At 62.2% G+C, this 21615-nt stretch carries 23 protein-coding genes; 14 read left to right on the forward strand and 9 right to left on the reverse strand.

Going from position 1 to position 21615, the window contains the following annotated elements:
* Positions 1-66: 66 nt before the first annotated feature.
* The 7 genes from VJ698_RS24245 (at position 67) to VJ698_RS24275 (ending at position 5061) form a co-directional block, all read left to right on the forward strand.
* The gene (locus VJ698_RS24245) at positions 67-1314 is read left to right on the forward strand and encodes an efflux RND transporter periplasmic adaptor subunit (RefSeq protein ID WP_324105396.1); all 1248 of its coding nucleotides are present in this window, start codon (positions 67-69) and stop codon (positions 1312-1314) included.
* A complete protein-coding gene (locus VJ698_RS24250; RefSeq protein WP_324105397.1) occupies positions 1311-2540 on the forward strand; it encodes an ABC transporter permease in 1230 nt (409 codons plus the stop codon). The genes VJ698_RS24245 and VJ698_RS24250 overlap by 4 nt, the downstream gene beginning before the upstream one ends.
* Positions 2533-3222 carry an ABC transporter ATP-binding protein gene (locus tag VJ698_RS24255; RefSeq protein ID WP_324105398.1) on the forward strand — a complete coding sequence of 230 codons (690 nt, stop codon included), beginning with the start codon at positions 2533-2535 and terminating at the stop codon, positions 3220-3222. The genes VJ698_RS24250 and VJ698_RS24255 overlap by 8 nt, the downstream gene beginning before the upstream one ends.
* A gap of 139 nt (positions 3223-3361) precedes the next feature.
* Positions 3362-4096 (forward strand): Crp/Fnr family transcriptional regulator, encoded by a 735-nt coding sequence (locus VJ698_RS24260; RefSeq protein WP_324105399.1) that lies wholly within the window; start codon positions 3362-3364, stop codon positions 4094-4096.
* Between the two features lie 185 nt (positions 4097-4281).
* Positions 4282-4482, forward strand: a complete 201-nt coding sequence (locus VJ698_RS24265; protein WP_324105400.1) for a hypothetical protein — start codon at positions 4282-4284, stop codon at positions 4480-4482.
* 20 nt (positions 4483-4502) lie between these two features.
* The gene (locus VJ698_RS24270) at positions 4503-4856 is read left to right on the forward strand and encodes a hypothetical protein (RefSeq protein WP_324105401.1); all 354 of its coding nucleotides are present in this window, start codon (positions 4503-4505) and stop codon (positions 4854-4856) included.
* Complete coding sequence (locus VJ698_RS24275) at positions 4843-5061, forward strand: hypothetical protein (protein ID WP_324105402.1); 219 nt, start codon at positions 4843-4845, stop codon at positions 5059-5061. Before VJ698_RS24270 ends, VJ698_RS24275 begins: the two co-directional genes overlap by 14 nt.
* A 146-nt stretch (positions 5062-5207) precedes the next feature.
* Here the strand turns inward: VJ698_RS24275 and VJ698_RS24280 are convergent, their stop codons facing one another.
* The 5 genes from VJ698_RS24280 to VJ698_RS24300 form a co-directional block, all read right to left on the reverse strand.
* Positions 5208-5369 carry a hypothetical protein gene (locus VJ698_RS24280; protein WP_324105403.1) on the reverse strand — a complete coding sequence of 54 codons (162 nt, stop codon included), beginning with the start codon at positions 5367-5369 and terminating at the stop codon, positions 5208-5210.
* Positions 5370-5509: 140 nt separating this feature from the next.
* The gene (locus tag VJ698_RS24285) at positions 5510-8278 is read right to left on the reverse strand and encodes a protein kinase domain-containing protein (RefSeq protein ID WP_324105404.1); all 2769 of its coding nucleotides are present in this window, start codon (positions 8276-8278) and stop codon (positions 5510-5512) included.
* A 554-nt stretch (positions 8279-8832) separates the two neighbouring features.
* A complete protein-coding gene (locus tag VJ698_RS24290; RefSeq protein WP_324105405.1) occupies positions 8833-9603 on the reverse strand; it encodes a PP2C family protein-serine/threonine phosphatase in 771 nt (256 codons plus the stop codon).
* A 22-nt stretch (positions 9604-9625) separates the two neighbouring features.
* On the reverse strand, positions 9626-9904 hold the full coding sequence (locus tag VJ698_RS24295; protein ID WP_324105406.1) for a hypothetical protein: 279 nt from the start codon (positions 9902-9904) through the stop codon (positions 9626-9628).
* 176 nt (positions 9905-10080) lie between these two features.
* A complete protein-coding gene (locus VJ698_RS24300; protein ID WP_324105407.1) occupies positions 10081-10362 on the reverse strand; it encodes a hypothetical protein in 282 nt (93 codons plus the stop codon).
* Between the two features lie 435 nt (positions 10363-10797).
* Between VJ698_RS24300 and sodC the strand changes: the two genes are divergently transcribed.
* Complete coding sequence (gene sodC / locus VJ698_RS24305; protein WP_324105408.1) at positions 10798-11340, forward strand: superoxide dismutase [Cu-Zn] SodC; 543 nt, start codon at positions 10798-10800, stop codon at positions 11338-11340.
* A gap of 91 nt (positions 11341-11431) precedes the next feature.
* Here sodC and VJ698_RS24310 read toward each other — a convergent pair whose 3' ends face one another.
* The 3 genes from VJ698_RS24310 to VJ698_RS24320 form a co-directional block, all read right to left on the reverse strand.
* A complete protein-coding gene (locus VJ698_RS24310) occupies positions 11432-11626 on the reverse strand; it encodes a hypothetical protein (protein WP_324105409.1) in 195 nt (64 codons plus the stop codon).
* 155 nt (positions 11627-11781) lie between these two features.
* On the reverse strand, positions 11782-12045 hold the full coding sequence (locus tag VJ698_RS24315) for a hypothetical protein (protein WP_324105410.1): 264 nt from the start codon (positions 12043-12045) through the stop codon (positions 11782-11784).
* A 62-nt stretch (positions 12046-12107) separates the two neighbouring features.
* Entirely contained in the window at positions 12108-12389 is a 282-nt protein-coding gene (locus VJ698_RS24320) for a hypothetical protein (protein WP_324105411.1), read from the reverse strand.
* A 131-nt stretch (positions 12390-12520) separates the two neighbouring features.
* On the opposite strand from VJ698_RS24320, the gene VJ698_RS24325 reads away from it, so the two are divergent.
* Together VJ698_RS24325 and VJ698_RS24330 are read left to right on the forward strand one after the other, a co-directional pair.
* A complete protein-coding gene (locus tag VJ698_RS24325) occupies positions 12521-12694 on the forward strand; it encodes a hypothetical protein (RefSeq protein ID WP_324105412.1) in 174 nt (57 codons plus the stop codon).
* A 114-nt stretch (positions 12695-12808) separates the two neighbouring features.
* Positions 12809-14848 carry a serine/threonine protein kinase gene (locus tag VJ698_RS24330; RefSeq protein WP_324105413.1) on the forward strand — a complete coding sequence of 680 codons (2040 nt, stop codon included), beginning with the start codon at positions 12809-12811 and terminating at the stop codon, positions 14846-14848.
* 364 nt (positions 14849-15212) lie between these two features.
* On the opposite strand, the gene VJ698_RS24335 is transcribed toward VJ698_RS24330, so the two are convergent.
* Positions 15213-17039, reverse strand: a complete 1827-nt coding sequence (locus tag VJ698_RS24335) for an SUMF1/EgtB/PvdO family nonheme iron enzyme (RefSeq protein ID WP_324105414.1) — start codon at positions 17037-17039, stop codon at positions 15213-15215.
* A gap of 212 nt (positions 17040-17251) precedes the next feature.
* Between VJ698_RS24335 and VJ698_RS24340 the strand changes: the two genes are divergently transcribed.
* From VJ698_RS24340 to VJ698_RS24355, 4 genes are all read left to right on the forward strand, one after another.
* Positions 17252-17707, forward strand: coding sequence for a DUF4399 domain-containing protein (locus tag VJ698_RS24340; protein ID WP_324105415.1), 456 nt, complete (start codon positions 17252-17254; stop codon positions 17705-17707).
* A 20-nt stretch (positions 17708-17727) separates the two neighbouring features.
* Entirely contained in the window at positions 17728-18153 is a 426-nt protein-coding gene (locus VJ698_RS24345; RefSeq protein ID WP_324105416.1) for a DUF4399 domain-containing protein, read from the forward strand.
* 146 nt (positions 18154-18299) lie between these two features.
* Complete coding sequence (locus VJ698_RS24350; protein ID WP_324105417.1) at positions 18300-20216, forward strand: HD domain-containing phosphohydrolase; 1917 nt, start codon at positions 18300-18302, stop codon at positions 20214-20216.
* Complete coding sequence (locus tag VJ698_RS24355; protein WP_324105418.1) at positions 20213-21607, forward strand: efflux transporter outer membrane subunit; 1395 nt, start codon at positions 20213-20215, stop codon at positions 21605-21607. Before VJ698_RS24350 ends, VJ698_RS24355 begins: the two co-directional genes overlap by 4 nt.
* Positions 21608-21615 lie beyond the last annotated feature (8 nt).

Raw genomic sequence — 21615 nt, forward strand, 5'->3', positions numbered from 1 at the left:
ATAGTTCGTCCCACCGCACCGGAGTGTGAAGGCCACGGGCCGCAATCGCAGGAGCGCATGTTGGGCATGCTTGATCTTTCCGAATCCTGGCGCAAGCACCGGGCCGCCTTGCTCGGGCTTTCCGTTGTCGTGCTCGCCCTGGTGTTCCTTGCGGCGCACACGGTGCTCGGCCCGGAAGTGCCCGCCTACGCCGTCACGCGCAGCGATATCGTCCAGACCGTCGTCGCCAGCGGCCGCGTGGAAACGCCATTGCGCGTCGAGATCGGCAGCCAGGTCACCGGCACGGTCGCCGCCATTCCGGTCGCCGAAGGCCAGGATGTGAAGGCAGGCCAGCTCCTGATCGCGCTTGAAAACAGCGAAGCCAGCGCCACCGTGACGCAGGCGCGCGCCGCCGTGGCACAGGCGCAAAGGCGACTGGAACAACTGCGCGACGTCGGCCTGCCGACCGCGCAGCAGGGTTTGCGCCAGGCGGAGATCGCCTTGAACAATGCGCGCCGCCAGCATGAGCGCACCCAGGAACTGCACAGCAAGGGTTTCGTGGGTGAAGCGCAACTCGATGATGCGCAGCGTGCGCTCGACACGGCCCAGAGCCAGTACCGCGCGGCACAATTGCAGGTGGCAACCAACGGCCCGCAGGGCAGCGACTACCGGATGGCCATGGCCGCACTGGAACAGGCGCAGGCGAACCTGCGGATGGCGCTGGCCCGGCTGGAATACACGAGCATCAAGGCCCCGGTGGACGGCACGCTGATTGCACGCAATGTCGAGCGCGGCCACGTGGTGCAACCGGGAAAGATACTGATGGTGCTGTCGCCGGCGGGGCAGACACAGCTCGTGCTACAGATCGACGAGAAGAACCTTTCCACGCTGCGCCTCGGGCAGCAGGCGATCGGTTCGGCCGACGCCTATCCCGACGACCGCTTCGCGGCTGAACTGGCCTACATCAATCCGGCCGTCGATCCGCAGCGCGGGTCGGTGGAAGTCAAGCTCAACGTTCCGCATCCGCCGGTCTACCTGCGTCAGGACATGACGGTATCGGTCGACATCGAGGTGGCGCGCAAGACCAATGCGGTCGTTTCGGCATCCGCCGCCGTGCATGATATCGGCGGCAAGGCGCCGTGGGTCATGAAGGTCAACGGCGGCAAGGCGCACCGGATGCCGGTCAGGCTCGGCGTGCGCGGCAGCGGGAAGCTTGAATTCCTGGAAGGCGTGCAGCCCGGCGATGTGCTGCTCGCCGCCACCAATGCCGTCGTGAGCGACGGCGAGCGGGTGCGCCCGGTCGTGCACGCGCCGAATGGAACGCCGGAGCCATGAACGACCTGATGCCCTTCGAATGGATCGCAGCCATCCGCTTCCTGCGCGAAGGGCGGATGCAGTCGCTGTTCATCATCTGCGGCGCGGCCATCGGCGTGGCAGTGATCGTGTTCATGTCGGCGCTGCTCGACGGCATGCAGGCCAATATCTTTCGCCGCGTGCTGAGTTCGCAGGCGCATATCGTGCTTGAGCGGCCGAAACAGGTGGCGCGGCCCTTGCGCGCGACCGCGCCGGGCCAGTCCGCGCTGGCAACGATCCAGAAGCCGTCGCAGCGGCTGAGTTCCATCGACCAGTGGCAGAAGATCCGTGACGAGATGAAAACGCGGCCCGATGTCGCCGCTGTCTCGCCGACCGTGACCGGGCCGGCCTTCGCGGTGCGCGGCGACGCCAACCAGGCGATTTCGCTCATCGGCATCGATCCCGAACAGTATGTGCGCATCGTGCCGCTGCCGGAGAAGATCATTCGCGGTACGTTCCGGCTGACGAACAACGACATCCTGATCGGCTACCAGCTGGCCGATGACCTCGGCGTGGAAGTCGGCGACAAGCTGCGCGTGGCGACCGCATCCGGCGGCAACCTCACGCTCACGATCGCCGGCATCTTCGACCTCGGCAGCCGCGGCGCGAACCTGCGCAACGTGTACGTGCTGCTGTCGACCGCGCAGAACCTGATCAACCTGATCGGCGGCGTCTCCAGCATCGACCTGACCGTGAACGATCCGTTCCAGGCGGAGGACATCGCGCAGTCGATCGCCGACCAGACCGGCCTTGATGCACTGTCGTGGATCAAGACGAACAACCAGTTCTTCCTCGGCCTGAATGCGCAGAAATTTTCCAGCCAGATGATCCGGCTGTTCGTCGGCCTCTCGGTGGCCGCCGGCATCGCGAGCGTGCTGGTCGTGTCAGTGGTGCAGCGCTCGAAGGAAATCGGCATCCTGCGCGCGATGGGCGGCTCGCGCGGGCAGGTGATGCGCGTGTTCCTGATCCAGGGCGCGGTGGTCGGCCTGCTCGGCTCGCTGCTCGGCTCGACCATGGCGACCGGTCTGATGGCCGTGTGGCGCCTGGTCGCGAAGAACCCCGATGGCACGCCCATGTTTCCCGTCACCGTGCAGCCTTCGCTGTTCATGTGGGCCGCCGTGGTGGCGACGCTGACCGGCCTGCTGGCGGCGGTGACGCCGGCCTTGCGCGCGGCGCGCCTCGAACCGGTGGAGGCGATCCGTGGCTGACGATGTCCTGCGACTGGAGCAGATCAGGAAATCCTACGCAATCGGCACGCCTGCAGAAACCGAGGTCCTGCACGGCATCGATCTGTCGCTGAAGCGCGGCGAATTCTGCGCGTTGATCGGACCGTCCGGCTCCGGCAAGAGCACGCTGCTCAATATCGTCGGCCTGCTCGATCGTCCCAGCGGCGGGAAACTCTTCCTCAACGGCGAGGACACCACCACGTTGGACGAGGCAGCGCTGACACGGCTGCGTGGACGCAGCATCGGCTTCGTGTTCCAGTACCACCACCTGATCTCCGCGTTTACCGCCGTCGAAAACGTCATGATGCCGATGCTGCTCGAACAGGGACGGCCGAACGCGGCCATGCGCGACGATGCTTTGCGCCTGCTCGACAAGGTCGGCCTGGCGCAATGGAAGGACCATCTGGCCACCAACATGTCCGGCGGGCAGCAGCAGCGCGTCGCGATTGCACGCGCGCTGGCGCTCCAGCCTTCGCTCGTGCTGGCCGACGAGCCGACTGGCAATCTCGACACGAAATCGGCCGACAGCGTATTCGAACTGCTGCGCCAGGTCGGCGCGACAAGCGGCACCACCTTTCTTTTCGTTACGCACAACATGAATCTTGCGAAGCGCTGCGACCGCATCGTCGAGCTGGTCGATGGGCGCATCGTGTCCGACAGGTAATCGAAAAAAACATTTGCGGCATGTCCGGCATGGCGGCATTGGCTGATGTATTCTTGGTTACGAGCTGCACTCTCCCGCCGGTTAAATCAATACGGGCTGTTGCCCTGCGGCGTCCGATATTCCTGTCGAGGAGATGCGCATGCACGATCATATCAACGCCTTCCGCCGCCGCGGCAATTTTCTCCTCGACAGTCTTGATGACGAAGAATACTGGCAGGTGGATCCGCATTTGCAAGTCGTGCGTCTTGCGGCGAAGGATGTGATCGGCGAACGGGATGCATCGCATACGCACGTCTATTTCCCATGCACCAGTGTATTGTCCGTGCTTGTCCTGCTGTCCGACGGCTCGGCCGTTGAAGTGGGTACGGTCGGCAAGGAGGGAATGGGTGGCATAGAGGCGCTCGCCGGCGGAGACCGCTGGACCGAAACCGTCATCTGCCAGATCGAAGGTCACAGCTTTTGCATGCCGCGCAGCGCGTTCGCAGACGCCATCAATGGCGATACCGGACTGCGGCGCATCACGCAGCGCTATCTTCTGGCTTACCTCGGCATGGTGTCGCAATCCGTCGCCTGCAACCGGCTGCATGCGATCGAAGCGCGCTTTGCGCGCTGGGTGCTCATGACGCACGACCGTGTCGGTGGCAGCGAGTTCGGGCTGACGCAGGAATTCCTGGCTGACATGCTCGGTGTCAAACGGCCCAGCATCAGCCTCGTGGCCGGAGCGTTCCAGCAGGCAGGGCTGATCCGATATTCGCGCGGGCACATGATGATCCTGGACCGGCCCGGGCTGGAGAAGGCTTCCTGCGAATGCTACGACGTCGTGCGCAGACAACTCGATCAATCTTATGAGTTCGACGATGCCCGCATGCATTGAGCAGTGGCGTGGTCATTCCTTCTGTCCATTAAAATGCCTTGCGCGCACCGCTGTTTCGATATTTTCGCAACGTCGCGGTGGGCTTTTTTACGATCCCTCAGGCATGTGTCAGCTATCGAACAGAGCAACACTTCGAGTAAATGGATAATGTCCGATGTCCGTGAACTTGTTGTTGAGTTTTTCCCATGTCTGCAGTCAATGTTGCCCATCCCTGGATCCTCGGTTCCTATGCGGTCTATGCGCCCAGCCTGCATGCCGCCCGGAGAGTCTACGAACTTGTCTGCTCGGAATTCCCGCCCCGTCCATTCGGAACGGTGATTCTCGAGACAGGCGATGAAATCGACTGGATCAACATGCGCTACCGGAGCATGCCCTGCCTCGCCTGATCGCTGCGCAAGCTGGCGCCATGCGAGAGGTGATGCTTCCGAAAAAAGCGCTGCGTCCTGCAAAATCTGAAGATCGAGCCATGAATCAATTGAGCCAAGCACATTACTACGACCCCAACCGGCTGATCGACGCCTTGTCCGATTGGCTCGGCATTACCGGCGATGCGATGCTGTCGCGCGCGCTGAAAATCTCACCGCAGGTACTGAAAAAATTGCGAACCGGGCGGATTCCGCTCCGCCCCAGCATTCTCGTCTCGATGGCTGACTGTGCAGGACGAAGCATCGACGAGTTGCGATGCGTACTGGGAGAAAGACGTCGCAAAGCACGCATGACCATCGCGATCGGCGCGGAGGCAAGGCATGGAAATAACTGACGCAATGCTCGATGCGGCGGTACGCAAAGCGGTGGAGGCGGGCCTGTTCGCACGTCACGGCACATCGCATGACTTGGCCAATAATCGCGAGATCATGCGGTCAGTGCTGGAGGCATCCATGCAAGTGGCCATTTCGGAGGTGCCGGAACATGAACCAGCGCGCAGATGGGGCAGGATACGACGGCGTGCCGATGCAGCGTCGTAGCGCGCGGAGCATGATGAAGAGCACCGAAGACGCCCAGCCGGCCTCTTGAAAGACACATAAAGATTTTGTATTTTTCGTGTCTTTCGTGGACAAGAGGTTTTGCGCAGCGAATGCGCGCATCCACCCCTGCACCATTAACCTGCGCTTCAATGCCAGAGCAGTTCGAACGCCAGGTCGACGAAATACATCGAGCCGAACACAACTGATGGCACGCCGATGATGAACATGGTGGCGTACTTGAAATTCTCGTTATGTTGCGGGGTAGGGCGCTGGGACGTGTGCGCGGGGCTGAAGAAATGCAGTTTCATGGCCTTGCTCCAGATGCAGTCATGCCGGCCTGCAATTCCAGTATAGGAACAGGTTTTCGGTCCGCAAGCCGGGTTTCGGGCAAACTTGATCTGGAGCATGGTGCGTGGGCCGATGCAGGCCCAAAGCGGACCACATCGATTTATTCCGTGCCGCCCGCCACGGCCGGCTCTGCTGCGGTCGGTTGGCCCGTCTCTTGCCGTCCGCCTGATGAGGCACGGCTCCTGGCTGCCTGAAGCGCGCGTTCCGAGAACACCAGCTTGCCGTTTTCCGTGCGCTTGTCATTGCGGAACTCACCTTCCCAGTAGCTGCCGTTGGCCCAGGTGTAGCGCCCGTGGCCCTGGCTCTTGCCGTGAACCCATTCGCCGCTGTAGACATCGCCGCTCCTGAAGTGCGTGGTGCCCTGTCCGTGCGGGACGCCGTCCCTGACATCGCCCTCGTAGCGACTGCCGTCAGTGAAGGTGATGGTGCCTTTGCCGTTGGGCATGTCCCTCGCCCAGTCGCCGGTGTAGCGCTGGCCGTTGTTCCAGATGAATTTGCCGCGGCCTTCCTTCTTGCCGCGCACCAGCGTGCCTTCGAACTGGTTGCCGTTGGGCCAGACCACCTTGCCTGTGCCGGACAGCACGCCGGTTTTCGGATCACTGGTGAAATCACCGGTCAGTACGGTGTTGTCGTCGGTGGTGATCGTCTTCTTGCCCGTCGTGCGCGGCTCGCCTGCGGGTGCTGCCTGGGGCGCTTGTCGTGGCACTGGAGCGGCGGAGGGGCGCGGGCTTTCCGCTTGTGTCCGCGCTGATTTCTCTATCGGCGCTGATTTCTCTGCAGGCGGCGGTAGCGAGGCAGGTGTCGACGCAACGCGCTCGGCGCGCTTCAGGCTGGCCAGCCTATCCTTTGCCTGCGGTGCGTAACGGCCTGCCGGATAGACGTTGAGATAGGCTTCATAGGCAGGCGCGTCATCGATGCCGGCGGCCGATTTCCAGAGGTCCTCTTCATCTGTCGATGCGGCTTTCGGCGCTGCGGAACGCTGCTCATCCACCTGCGGTTTCTTCTGATCGGAATCGGAAGCCTGCGTGGACGGTGCATTCAACACGATCTTCGGTTGCTTCTCCTCCAGCTTGCGGCGCGCCGTGGATGCATGCGGCCCTTTCGGATAGGCGTCGAGATACTTTTCATAAGCACGCGATGTATTCAACGCGTCGGCTTCCTTCCAGAGGTCCTTTTCCGACGGCTCGCGCGGGGCGCTCTGCGAGGCTGGGGCGCGTTCCGGCTTGGGAGTGACGGCCTCCTTCGCCATGACAGGAGGCTTGCTTGCGCGTTCGACAGGTGCGGGCAGTGCGGGCGCAGGTACTGCAGCTGCGGGCTTTTCCGTCGGTAGCGGAACGGGCGTCGCAGGGCTTGGCTGTTCGTCCTCCGTGGCATCGCTCGATCCGGACGATTCCATGGCGGGCTTGCTGCTCGCGACGGTGCTTCCATGCAGATCGCGCCATGGCTGGTGCGTGCCGAGGTAGACACCTGAAGCGATGCCCGCCGTGAGCAGCAGGCCGAGCACCAGCCATGCCGGCTTGTCGCGCGACGCCATGTTCTCGGCAGCCTGATTCACGCCCCATGTCTTTTGCCAGTTGCCATCGCCATGATCCATGGGCGGATCGGGCCGGTGGGGCGGCGCAGCGGGCTCCAGCTTTGGCTCGACACGTGCTTCGTGGCGCGCTTCGGGGTGCGATTCAGGACGCGATTCAGGGCGCGCCTTGGCTGCATGCGCCCTGGAGCCGGGCTGGGTTCTCGGCGTCGTGGCAGGCCGGTTGGGAGGAAGCGTGCCGAAGCGTGTCTGCCCGTCCGGTTCCTCCGCTTGGTTCGGCACCTGCGGCGGCGGCACATTCTGCTTCACTTCCGCAATGCGCGTGGTGCGCACCGCAGTGGTATCCCATTGCGAGGTCATGCGCGGAAGCGTGCGGGGCACGGCTTCCATGATGTCCAGCGCCTGGCGCAATTCGTCGATCGAGCGGAAACGGTGTTCCGGCTTCACCGCCAGTGCCTTGTCGAGCGCGGCAAGGAAGGACGGGCTGTAACGGCCTTTGCCAGCCTCGCGCGCCGGCACCAGTTCATCATGCACCATGCGGGCCACGGCCGGCGGCGGCGCCTTGCCTGTGATGAGGAAGTAGACCACGGCGGCCAGCGCGTAGATGTCGGTCCAGGCGCCTTGGCGCAATCCCGCGATGTCCGCGTATTGCTCGATGGGAGCGAAGCCGGGCTTCAGGATGACGGTCAGGCATTGCGTGAGGTCGCCGATCACGCGGCGCGCGGCGCCGAAGTCGAGCAGCAGCGGACGGCCATCCTTGAGCAGCAGGATATTGTCAGGCGCAATGTCGCGATGCAGGCAATGCGCGCGATGGATGGTGTCGATGGCATCGAACAGGTCCGCCAGCAGCATGCGTATCCACGGTTCGCCCGGCGTGATGCGGCGTTCCTTCAAGGCGCGCTTGAGCGTGATGCCCTCATAGAACGGCATCACCATGTACGCCGTGCCGTTGCCTTCCCAGAAGCGATGCACCTTGACCAGCGAGGGCGAATCGAATTGCGCCAGCATGCGCGCTTCGTTGATGAAGCTCTTGAGGCCGGCCGTGAAGGTCGCGGCGTTATGCTCGGAGCGCACGGTGACGGCCATGCTCGTGGTGCGCGTGGCCAGGCCGGAGGGCATGTACTCCTTCAGCGCGACGTGCCGCTCCAGCGAATGATCGTAGGCCAGATACACGATTCCGAAGCCGCCTTCGCCGATCAGGTCGAGGATTTCGAATTCGCCAAGGTGCGTTCCCACCGGGAGGACGTTGACGCTCTGTTCGGAGTCGCTGCCCGGCGCCGGCCTGAACGGCATCCTTCGTGTGCGCACCATGGTCTTGTCATTGTCTTCGTTCATCATGTGAACCTAACGAGTGTTTGAAGGCGCCGTATCCGGCGCGGGACTCGTGCAAGCATTCGCGCAGCCGGTATGACAATCGCGATTTCTAGCAGCTTTGATGCCAGCAAGCGAAAACCGGATGCACGGTCGCGTGCGAGGGGAAAATGCAGTGCCGTCTGCAGAAAAATGAAGCCTGCGCGGGCTTTTCGGGTGTGTCGATGATGCGGATGCCACCTCGCGATCGCGCGGCTCGCTTGCACGTGTCCGTCCGCGGCCGACATGGGCGTGCCATGATGTCCCGGAGCGTTGGAAAATCCCCGACACATCCATGCTGCGCACGTTGCCAGGTGGATGGCCACGCGGATCGCCGATTCGCATCGATGGAAAGTTTCTGCGCCCGTCCTGCGAGCAATGAAGGTGCCTGTCTGCCCGTACATGCTGTGAACCCCTGAGGGTCGTTCCATGATCGTCGCACCATGCGTACAGGCGTTGATCTGCGTCGCAATCGGGTTGATTTTCAGAGGAGCTGTTGCGAAAGGAGCCCGCTACACCGGTGCGGGCATCGATGCGGCGTTTCAGAGCGCCGGATTGAGCACGGTCTTTTCGGTGCTGTAGAGGTCTTCCGCGCGCGCGACGATGACCGAGACGTTGTCATTGCCGCCATGGTCGAGTGCGAGTGCCAGCAGGGTTTCCGCTGCCTGCCGACAATTGCCGGAGACGAGCGCGTCATGCATGTCCTGCGCACTGACCTCATTGCTCAGGCCGTCGCTGCACAGCAGGAACATGTCGCCATCGAGCACGTCCAGCATTTCCTCGTCGAGGTCGAGCAGGTCGGCCGCGCCGATCGCGCGCGTGATCAGGTTGCGCGCGGGATGGTGCAGGGCATCCTCGGCGCTGATGGTGCCGGTCTGCCTGAGCTCTTCGACCTGGCTGTGGTCACGCGTGAGCTGGCGAAGTTCGCTGGCGCGATAAAGGTAGATCCGGCTGTCGCCGGCCCACGTGCAGGCACAACGGCCGCCGCAGGCGAGCAGGGCGGCGACGGTGCTGCCGATGATCGGCACGTCGCGCATCGCTGCTTCTGCGCGCAGTTGGCGGTTCACGTCGTGCAGGTGCGTACGGACCTCGACAATGAAATCTTCCAGCGTGTCCTGTTGCGGAATGGCGCCGAGCGATTGCACCACCATGCGGCTGGCCAGGTCGCCGAGGGTATGGCCGCCCATGCCGTCCGCCACCACCCACAAGCCGCGCTCGGGCTGGTCGAGGCAGGCATCTTCATTGACCTGACGGACCATGCCAGTGTGGGAGCAGGAGAACGAGGTCCATGCGAATTCGGTTACACGCGACACGAGTACCTCTGGGAATCAGTGATCAATGCTTGTTGTTCACGCTGTTCTCATCCAGGCCAATGTTGATGCTCGAGTTGGGCGCCGTATTCTTGACGTCGACGACCTGGATCTGGTTGATCATCTGGTCGGCAAAGTTATTGATCTGGTAAAAATTGATCACGGGGCCGAAGGCGGGCGTGGCTGCAACAAAGGGTCTGATCCAACCATAAACCCAGGATGCGCCGCCGCCTTTGATGAAGGACATTGCCGAGCGATCCAGTGTGCGCTCCGTGCGCAGGTCTTTGATGGTGATTGCCGCCATGGGATGTCTCCTGGATATGAATTCGAAATATTTTGATCGCCTGGTTGCTGCCATTCTTGCCCATTCACCGTGCATCCGGAACGCCGTCCGGCTCACGGATCATGATATTGGACATGCTGATTCTTTTTTAATTCTCGCAGGGAGGCGCAGCCAGCGCCGCGCCATCCCGCAGGGGTTTAGCCGAAGTTGATCTTGTTGGTGCCGTTTTGCGTCGGCTTGACGTTGGCAGTGATGTTGTCAGAGAAGGCGACGTTGTTGCCGTTGTTGACTTCCGTGTTCTGCGATTGCGACAGCAGTTGCTGGGCATCGAAGGAGAAGTCGTTCTTGTTCACGCTCAGCGACGGGCCGCCCCAGTAGTAAGGGTAGGAACCCATGCCGGTGCCGCCGTGCACGGCAGCCATGGCATCGCGGTCGAGTTCTTCGGTGACGGACAGGTCTTTGATGGTCAGGGTTTTCATGATGGTCTTCCTTTAAAGATGATTGGGTTTGGTTGGTGAGCGTTTCGTTGCACTCGACAGCCACTATCGCAGGGAGTGTGCCAGCCTGTGGCGCAGGCACTGCAGGCGCGCGCAAGTCATTGAAAACACGCGGAGATTTTCGTTTCGATGACGCTTTGAATAGAGACGATGGCAAGCCTCTCGCGCACGATGTGCCGGATCGCGTCCAACAGATTTTTCGGCGACTGTTCGCCAGCCTGAGACACCGGCCTGCGACAACGGGCTTACTTGCGCCAGCACTTGCCGCAGGTCAGGCTGTGCTTGCGCTGAGCTTCATCAAAAGCAGGGGAAATGCGGCTGCTACAGTCTTGCGAACCCCCGCGGCCCGGTTTGGAGATATCAGCCCGTGTGCAGCAGGCGGCCTGGAAACGTTCTGGATCATCAAGAAAGGAAAAAATGAAAATGCGATTGAAGATGTTGACGGGCATTGCCCTGCTTCTGCTTGGAAGCCTCGCAAGGGCCAATGACACCGGCCTGACCGAGCTGACGGTGCCGATGAATTTCGTCGATGAGAATGGTGTCGGCGCGCCGGTCGGACAGGTGACGATCACGCAGTCAGCTTATGGCGCGGTGTTCACGCCGGCGCTCACCGGGCTCCCGCCCGGAATCCACGGCTTCCACGTGCACGAAAACCCGAGTTGTGATCCGGGCGAGCAGGGCGGGAAGATGGTTGCCGCACTTGCGGCGGGTGGACACTATGATCCGCAGTCGACCAAGCGGCATGGCTTTCCGTGGGGAGACGGACATCTTGGTGACCTGCCGGCGCTGTACGTGGACATGTCGGGCAACGCCAGCAACCCGGTGCTCGCGCCCAGGCTCAAGCTCAGCGACGTGAAAGGGCATGCCCTGATGATCCACACCGGCGGCGATAACCACGCCGACCAGCCGACGCCTCTTGGCGGCGGCGGAGCGCGCATCGTATGCGGCGTGATCCAGTAGCGGGAGAATAGACGACAGGCCCGATCACGCGGGCCTGTGCTGGGATATGGACGGATATATGGACGGAGATTCGGTCAGAGAAGGGCGGCGATTACCTCGACCTTGCTTTCTCGGATGACTGTGGCGCAAAGCCGGTCGGGAAATTGACGATCCGTGTGCCGCCGAATATTGTCCGTCCGATCGCTTGCGGGCGGCCACGGGTGCGCGCGCCGCCGATGATCGCAACCATTGCCTTGCGATCGAGTTCCATGCTGTCCGGCAGGTCTTTGATAACGATGTGAGCCATGGCTTGTTCCTTAGGGTCAAGGTGGGCAGGCGGCCACCAGTTTAGGGGGAAAGGATCTTCTGATTGGACAGGTGTGCAGGGCTGGTGTTCAGTCATGGCATGGAAAACAAATAGCAGAAAGCAGAAAGCAGCGGAACCCTTCCGCTGCTTTCGTCTTACAGGATCGCCTGTGCGTTGGCGAACTGCGTCGGGCTGACATCGAGCTTGAGCGGCCCGAAGCCGGCGCCGATCACGCCCACGTTGTTGAGCGCATTGACATCGACCTTCTGCAATTGCGTGATGTCCTGGTTGACATTGACGTTCACGTTGGCAACCGGTCCCAGCCCTTTCAGCCAGGAATTGCCTCCGCGGATGGCCGCCAGCGCCTTGCGGTCGAGTTCCTGGCTACCTGCCAGGTCACGGATCATGATATGGGACATGCTGATTCTCCTTTCATTTTTTGGCAGGCGGCGCAGACCTTGCTGCACCGCCACCGACTGGTTTAGCCGAAGTTGATCTTGTTGGTGCCGTTTTGCGTCGGCTTGACGTTGGCGGTGATGTTGTCGGAGAAGGCGACGTTGTTGCCGTTGTTGACCAGCGTGTTCTGCGATTGCGACAGCAGTTGCTGGGCGTCGAACGAGAAGTCGTTCTTGCTTACGCTCAGCGATGGGCCGCCCCAGTAGTAGGGGTGGGAACCCATGCCGGTGCCGCCGTGTACGGCAGCCATGGCATCGCGGTCGAGTTCTTCGGTGACGGACAGGTCTTTGATGATCAGGGTTTTCATGGTGGTCTTCCTTTAAAGATGATTGGGTTTGGCTGGTGAGCGTTTCGTTGCACTCGACAGCCACTATCGCAGGGAGTGTGCCAGCCTGCGGCACAGGCACTGCAGGCGCGCGCAAGTCATTGAAAATACGCGTGAATTCCAGCGTTGATAGCACATTGGCCAGCCAAAGCGGCAAGCTTTCCGCAGTCGGAATGACGGGCGCGGCCCAACACAATGCGGCCGCCTGTTCGACCACGGAAAACACATTGATCGATGGCAGTCATGCGGATGATTTGAATTTACGGATGCCGTATCTGTCTGAATAATCATGGTAATCAGCAGTACACGCCTGGGTTCGCGCCGGACGAAGCGAAGCGCGACAAGGCAATCTGCAGGGCGCGAATAACAAGAACAAGGCGGGACGTCGGGAGTTGATACCTATGGCTAGTCTGGGACACGCGATTCATTCCTTTCAAAACGGCAGGCTGTCGCACAAGGAGTTCTTCGCCCAGGTGGATCGCGTCCTGGGATCGGACGACACCAGCCCGGCGCACCTGCTCCAGCTGCTGGACGACGAGCACACACGCGTCCAGCTGCCGCCCGACGTGTATGCTGAATTGGCGCGCCGCGTGGAGCGGCTGCTGGAAGAAAAGCAGAAGACGGGCACCACTGAAACGCGCATGCAGACCCGCCTTGACGAGCGCGTGACTTCACCTTCGATGCGCAACCTGGAGCGTGACCTCAACGAGGAACCGGCGCGCATGAAAGGCGTCGGCGACACGCTCAATGGGCGCTTCGTGCTGGAGGAATGCATCGGCTTTGGCGGCATGGGCACGGTGTACAAGGCGCTCGACCTGCGCAAGCTGGAAGCATCCGACCGCAAGCCTTATGTCGCGATCAAGGTGCTGAACGTGCAGTTCCGCGGCCATCCGAAATCGCTGATCGCCCTGCAGCGCGAAGCGCGGAAAGCGCAGACGCTGGCGCATCCCAACATCGTCGCCGTGTATGACTTCGATCGTGACGGGTCGACGGTGTATCTGACCATGGAATGTCTGTCCGGCAAGCCGCTGAGCCGGCTGCTCAGGGCGCCGGGCTTCACCGGCATGCCGCTCAGGGACGCGATGCGCATCATCCAGGGCATGGGCAAGGCGCTGTCCTATGCGCATGAACGCGGCTTCGTGCATTGCGACTTCAAGCCGGCCAATGTCATCCTCACCGATTCCGGCGAGGTGAAGGTCATCGACTTCGGCATCGCGCGCGTCTTCCAGAAGCCGGAGGAGGAGGTCGAGGCCACCGTGTTCGACCCGGGCAGCCTCGGTGCGCTCACGCCGGCCTACGCCAGTCCGGAAATGATCGAGCACCGTGTCCCTGATCCGCGCGACGACGTCTACGCACTGGCATGCATCACCTACGAACTGCTGACCGGGCATCATCCCTTCGACCGGATGTCCGCGACCCAGGCGCGCAACACCGGCATGCGCGCGCAACGGCCGAAGAACCTCGGGCACTTCCAATGGCGCGCGCTGAAAGCGGCACTGTCCTTCGAACGCGAAACCAGGACGCCGACCGTCGCGCGCTTCCTGCAGGGAATGAGCGGCGAGCAGCATATCGCGCGGTACGCGGCGATGGCCGGTTCGACGCTCGCGGCCGCCATCGTCATCGCGCTGGGTATCAACTATTTCTGGAAACCGGCATCGACGCTGCCGGAAGAAAGCGCGTTGCCGCCGGCGACAAGTTCGGGCGGGCCGACCACCGAACCGCAGGCAGCCAGCGGCAGCGGACCGCCGCCAGCGCCTGCAGTGGAAGCGCCGCTGACGCTTGCCGCCGTGACGCCCGTCCTGTCCGGCGTACCATGCTCGGCCCTGGCGCCGTCGGTGCAGGGCAATACACTCGATGTGCAGGGATACATCGCAAAGAGCTATGGCAGCGCGCGCCTCAAGGAGACGCTGAATGGGATTCCTGGCGTCAAGGATCTCAAGCTCGATGTCCGGCAGGTTGGTGACGCGGAGTGCGGCGTCATCTCCGCGCTCGGGCCATACTGGGTAAAAACCTCGCAGGCGGGCGGCGCGACTGCGATCCATACCCGTGCTCTGAATGCCGAACTGAAAGAAGGTGATCCGCTGGTCCTCGACATAGCGACTCCAGGCTATGACTCCTACGTCTATGTCGATTACTACGTGCTGGACGGCAGCGTCGCACACCTGCTGCCCAATCCACGCTCACGCGACAACCAGGCGCCGGCCAACTACAAGGCCACCATCGGCAGCCTCGGCAACTGGGTCATCTCCAAGCCCTTCGGCAACGAACTGATCGTCCTGCTCGTCACCCCCGCGCCCCTGTTCGATGGTGTCCGTCCGATCAGCGAAACCCGCGCCGACTACCTGCGTCTCGTCGAAAAGCAGTTGGGGAAGATCGCAGGCAAATACGGCCGCGACAAGATCGCCGTAGATTTCGTACAGATCACGACGCGGGCCCGCTGAGCGCGGGAGTGCTTATCAGGGTGAGTGCGACAGGTGTGTTGACGTGTTGCTGTTGTTGCTTGCGTCCTATTTTTTGTCCACGGAAAACACGAAAAACACGGAAAGGTGCTTGGGTGAGTTCAAGGCGCGCTTACCGTATTTGTGTGGCGCGCGATTCTGTCAGTCTGGACGTGATTGCGCATCGATGGACGGACGATCTGAACAAGGCGCTTACAGCTCTTGTCGACAACGCAGAGGTATGTCTCGCATAGAGTACTCAGAGTTCCATGACGTTTTCCGTGTTTTTCGTGTTTTCCGTGGACAAACGATGTTGTGCCGTAGCTGAACGCTCCGACCGTCGGCCCATCCCCTCGATCTGCACGATCTACTTGTTATCCCTCGCCACGCGGAAGCCATTCTGCGACTGGCGCACGCTGGCGTCGTATTTGAAGCGGGTGGTCGATGGCATGTAGCTCGCGCCTTCGCGCCATGAACCGCCGCGTATCACGCGCATGCGGCAGTTCGCCTCGTCCCACGCCTTGCCGTCGTGCGGCGCGCCCTTGTAGTTGTTGTGCCAACAGTCGCTCACCCATTCCCAGACGCTGCCGCTCGTGTCGTACAGGCCAAAGGGATTGGGAGCGAAGGAGCCGACCGGGGTCGGCGCGTTTTCCTGCCACGGATCGCCGCAATCCTTGCAGTCGGCTTTGCCGCGCTGCATCTGGTCGCCCCACCAGTAACGCGTCGTGGTGCCGCCGCGCGCGGCGTATTCCCATTCGGCTTCCGTCGGCAGGCGGTATGGCTTGCCGGTGACTTTCGCGAGCCACTTCACATAAAGCTGGGCATCGTCCCAGCTGACGTCGCGCATCGGGGTGTTCTTTGGCCGATTTTCGTTGTCGGGACGCGGGCAAGCGCCGGCGTCGGCGCAGGCATCCCAATGCGCGACGGTGACTTCATATTTGCCGATCGCGAAGGGCGTGCCGATCGTGACACGATGCGCAGGTTTCTCCGAAGGATCGCTGGTATTGCTGCCCATCGTGAACTCGCCGGCCGGCAGCGCGACCAGATCGGGACAGGTGGCGCAGTCTTTCACGGCACCGGCCGATTTCACAGTCGAGGGCTGCGGTGCAGGTGAGGATGCGGATGACGGCGCAGGTGACGGTGCCGGCGCTGCTTTCGCCGGAGCGGGCCGGGGTTTCTCTGCGGGGGACTTCGCTGCGGGAGTTTTCGCCGCGGGAGGCGCAGGCGTTTCCGCCTTCGGAGCCGCCTTGCGCAGCCGTTCGATGCGCGCGCGCGCCAGCGCGGCGAAGCGGCCGTTCGGATAGGCCTGCAGGTAGGCTTCGTAGTCGCTGATGTGGTTGCTGTCCTTGATCGAATCCCAGAAGGTCAGTTCATATTGTTCGGCACTGTCCTTCGGCAGCACGCCGCGGCTGCGCATCGTCGTCACCGCATCATCCGGCGCCATGGCCAGAGCAGTATCCAGCCGCGATTGCTCTGAGATCGCTGGCGACAGCCAGGGGCGTTGGCGACCGTTGCTGGCCGCGCGCACCTCCGCCACAGCGCGATGGAAGCGTTGCGTCATGTCCTGGTCCGGATCACGCATCGCTCGCAGCAGCGCGGACGTGAAGAGACCATGGTGCGCCGTGTCGCCGGCGAACGTGCCGGGCGCCGTCGCATAGGCAATCAGAGTTTCCTGCGGCGCAAGGCTTGTTGCCGTCCGGCTCGCACTGAAGGGATTGTTCAGGCAAGTATCGAGGATGACAAGGTTGCGCTTGGCAGGCCGCGGCGCGCTCATGGCATCGAGCACCGACTTGAGGTCGACGCCTTTGTTCAGCAGCGTGGCCGGTGCCTTGTCCTCGACATCGACGGGCAGCAGCAATGTCTTGTCTGCAACCTGCAGGCCGTGTCCGGAAAAATAGAACAGGCCGGTGCCGCCTGCATCGAGGCGGCGCTGGAAATCCGCAAGCACGGATTGCATCTGCTGCGCGTCCAGGTTTTCGTAGCGCATCACCTCGAAGCCAAGCAGGCGCAGGGCGTCGCTCATGGCACGCGCGTCATTGGCCGGATTCGCGAGCTGTGCGCCGCGGTAATCCCCATTCCCGATGACGAGCGCGAGATGCCTTTGCGTTGCCGTGCGCTCATGGTCAGGGGCATCGGCCCCGGCCCAGTTGCAGCACAAGGCTCCGAATAAAACGATCAGGAGTTTTCGCCACACGTGGAGTGACCTTCATTTGCCAATCGTCTTGGAACTCTCGCGCATAATTCTGCGGCTCTTTATGACGCACTTCAAAATCGTGGCGAATCCCTCTGATAAATTCTGAAAACCTGTCGCGTTCCCGTCACTGCAGAATGAGCCGGTTCCAGCGCTGACAGCAAGCAATTCGGGCCCGGCTTACAGCCGCACCGCGAAGCGGACAAACCGAAAGGATGCACAGCATGCGCAAAGCAATCATGTCCTCCGCTCTGGCCGTGGCTCTTGTCTCCCTGGTCTCTCTTCCTCCCGCCATCTCGCCAGCCTACGGCGCCGGCACGCCTGCCCCCAAGGACGCGCATGTCTATTTCATCTGGCCGCAGGATGGCACGGTCATTCATGGCGGCAAGTTCTGGGTGCGCATGGGACTGCGCAACATGGGGGTCGCGCCGAAAGGCGTGAACATGCCGAACGTCGGCCATCATCATCTGCTGATCGACACCGACCTGCCACCGCTGGACGAGTCGATCCCGAACGACCGCAACCATCTTCACTTCGGCGCGGGCGAGACCGAGGCGCGTATCGAACTCCCGCCAGGAAAGCACACGCTGCAGTTGCTGCTGGGCGACCAGGATCACCGGCCGCACGATCCGCCGGTGTATTCGAAGAAGATCACCGTCACCGTGCGATGAGAGACGAAAGAGGCACGACCATGCTTAGACTCGCTACGGCCATTGCAGCAATTGCATTCTTCTTCACCGGCATCGCCTTCGCAGGAGAGACGTCGGCGCCACCGAATGCCCATCTCTATATAGGCTGGCCCAACAATGGTGAAGTCATCGCCGGCGGCAAACCCTTCCGCGTCTGGTTCGGGCTGCGTGACATGGGCGTCGCTCCCAAGGGCGTGAAGTTCCCCAACACCGGCCATCACCACCTTCTGATCGACACCGATCTGCCGCCGATGGACCAGCAGATCCCCAATGACCGCAATCATCTTCATTTCGGCGCGGGTGAAACGGAAACCACGGTGGAACTGCCGCCCGGGAAGCACACCCTGCAATTGCTGATGGGTGATGAGAACCACATTCCGCACAACCCGCCGATCTATTCGAAGAAGATCACGATCACCGTCAAATGAGCGTTGCCGAGGGTCGGAACCGCGATTGCAGGGCAGTGTCAAAAATTTCTCGGTGAATATCCTGTCTGGCTGATTCTGCCAAGAGGCTGTCGCAGCACGGCTTGTTCATCGCCTCCAAGGGCAGTGCTATGGGAAATGCAGCAAGTTTGGCCGAACCGGTCGGTGCGGTGACGGCGTATCTCGAAGTGACGGGCGAAGGCGCGGGAATCCCGACCGTCTTCCCGATCCATGACGAAGTCGTGATCGGCAGGGAGCCGCAGGATTCTCTCGCGGCGGACAAATTCATGTGCATCCCCGAGCATACCGTCAGCCGCCGGCACGCGCGCATTCGCCGTCGCGGCGACACCTATTTCGTGGAAGACCTGCATTCCTTCAATGGCACGTTCGTCAACGAGGAGAGGCTGCGCCCCGGCGCGTGGCATCCGTTGAATGATGGCGACGAGATCAGCATCTCTTCGGCACTCATCGTGTTCCACTCCCTGCTGGTGCCGGCGCGGGAAAACACGACCACCGTAATCGCCAAGGCGGTGGACGCTTCCGACCTGACGCGCATGCTGGAATCATCGCCCGATTCGACGCAGGGTGACGTGCAGCGCACCGTGCAGAAACTGCATGCGATGGCGCAGGTGAGCATTGCGCTGGGTGCGGTCACCAGCCGCGAGACGCTGACCGAGAAGATCATGAATTTCATCTTCGAGCTTTTCCCGCTGGCCGAACGCGCCTTCATCCTGCTGCGCAAGAGCGAGGGCGAGGAGCCGGTGCCGGTCGCCGCCGCGCGGCGCGATGGCGTGGCGATGGATCCCGAGAGGGTCAAGCTGTCGCGCACCATCATCGGCGAGGTGCTCGAAAAGAAACAGTCGATCCTCTCGGTCGATACCTTGTCGGACCGCCATTTCGGCAGCCAGCATTCCATCATTTCACAGGCGATCCGCAGCGTGATGTGCGTGCCGCTGCTGCTCGAGCGCGAATGCCTCGGACTGATCCAGGTCGATACCTCGTCCGATCCCTATGCTTTCAAGGAACAGGACCTGGAGATGCTGACCGGGGTCTGCGCGGAGACCGCCGTCGCGCTCAAGAATTTCCAGCTGTATTCCGATATCGAGCAGCTGCTGGACGGCTTCGTGCGCGCCTCGGTGCAGGCCATTGAAGAACGCGACCCGGTGACTGCCGGCCATTCATTCCGGGTGGCGGATTGCGCGGTGCGCCTGGCGCAGGCGGTGGACCGCTGCGACACGCCCGAATTGCAGAAAGTGTTGTTCAGCAACGACCAGATCCGCGAAATCCGCTATGCGGCCCTGTTGCACGACTTCGGCAAGGTCGGTGTGCGCGAGCATGTATTGCGCAAGGAAAAAAAGCTGCACCATGCCGACATGCGCATGCTGGAGCAACGCTTCAAGTACGCACGTTCCTGCCTGGAGCGCCAGGCCTACCGTCACCTGGTGGAGCAGCACGCACTGCATGAACTGAGCATGGCGTCGTTCCGCGAGGAGAAGCAGAGGATCGAGCAAAGCCTGGGTGAAGAATTCGCCCGCCTCGACAGCTTCCTCGATGGCATCCGGCGCGCCAATGAGCCCGCCATCTCTCATGCCGCCGGCGGGACGCCCGACCTCAGCGAGGTTCTGCACTATGCCTGGCACGATCCGGACGGGGTGGGCGCGCCCCTGCTGGAAGAGTGGGAGTTCTCCGCGCTGAGCGTGGGCAAGGGATGCCTGACGCCGGAAGAACGGCGGCAGATCGAATCGCATGTGGCCGATTCTTATTCCTTCCTGATCCTGATTCCCTGGACGCGCGATCTTTCCGGTGTACCTGCGATTGCCCATGGTCATCACGAGAAGCTCGACGGTTCGGGCTATCCGATGGGGCTGCGCGGCGATCAGATCAGCATCCAGACCCGGATCCTGACGATCAGCGACATCTTCGATGCGCTCACTGCAGGAGACCGTCCCTACAAGAAGGCGGTGCCGGTGGAAGCGGCGCTCGACATGATGTCGGAGGAATGCCGCGCGGGGCATATCGATCCCAGGCTGTTCAATGTGTTTGTCGAATCCAGGAGCTGGTCATGAGGCAAGTCATCGTCACCGGGCTGGGCGCCGCTTTGCTGGCAGGGTGCGCCGACGTGAGCATGCCTGCCTACCAGCGCCCGGAAGCGCCCGCCAAGGCGTCGTGGACGCAATCGCAGAATCCGCAGGCATCGGCCGCACAGGCCATCGCGCCCGACTGGTGGCGGGAGTTCCGCGATCCCTACCTGGATCAGCTGGTGAACAAGGCGATCCACGGCAATTTCGACGTCAAGATCCTCGCCGCGCGTATCCAGGTGGCGAATTCGCAGGTCGGTGAAGCACGCGCCGGCGCCTTGCCCACGCTGGACGCCGGCGCCGGCGCCAGCTTCGAGAAGAGTACCGGCCAGAAATTCACGAAGCAGTTCAACCTCGGCACGCAGGTCAACTGGGACGTGGACGTGTGGGGCAAGGTGGAAAAGGGCGTGCAGGCGCAGACAGCAGAATTCCGCGCCTCCGAGGCCGACTGGCGCGCCGGCTACCTCAAGCTGGTGTCGGATGTGTCGACCACGTATTTCCAGATCCTGCAGTTCGACGAACAGATCGACCAGCAGCAGAAGACGCTGGAGAAGAACAAGCAGATCCTCGGCATCTATGAAGCGATGTACAAGAACGGCTTGCTGCCGAATACGCGCGTGCTGCAGCAGCGTGCCGAAATCAACCGGCTGACCAACGACCTGCTGGAGTTGCGCCGGGCGCGCGAGCTTGCCGGCAATGCGCTCGCCACCTTGCTGGGCACGCCCGCCGGCGAGTTCCGCGTGCCGGATGGCCGCTTGCAGGAAAGAGTGCAATTGCCGGTCGTGCCGGCCGGCCTTCCGGCGGAACTGCTCAAGCGGCGGCCGGACATTGTCGCCGCCGAGTACCGCGTGCTGGAATCCTACGACCTCACCGGGCAGGCCAAGCTCGCGCAATTGCCGTCCATCAGCCTGACCGGGCGCGGCGGTACATCCAGCTTCGCGCTCACCGACCTGCTCAAGTCCTTTACCTTCGGCCTTCTTCCCAGCATCAACATTCCGATCTTCGATCCTGGCGTGAAGGCACGCATCAAAACGAGCGAAGCGCAAGCCAAGGTGGCGGAAGAGCAGTACCGCAAGACGGTGATCGACGCATTCGAGGAAGTCGAGAATGCGCTGGTGAACCTGGATGCGCACAAGAAGCAGCGCACCGAACTGCAGCAGCAGATCGATCATCTGAAGGTGGTTGCCGCGCAGGTCGAGGCGCAGCTCAAGGAAGGGCTGGTGTCCCAGCTCGAGGTGTTTGAAACGGAACGCTCGCTGCTGTCGGCACAGCTGGCATTGCTGGCCAACCACCAGCAGATCCTCTCGGACACCGTCACGCTGTACAAGGCGCTCGGCGGCGGCTGGCCGCCGGAAGACGTCCGCAACGCCAGCCGGTAATGGGCAGG

The organism is Noviherbaspirillum sp. (assembly GCF_035254685.1).
In the GTDB taxonomy this organism is placed as follows: domain Bacteria; phylum Pseudomonadota; class Gammaproteobacteria; order Burkholderiales; family Burkholderiaceae_D; genus Noviherbaspirillum.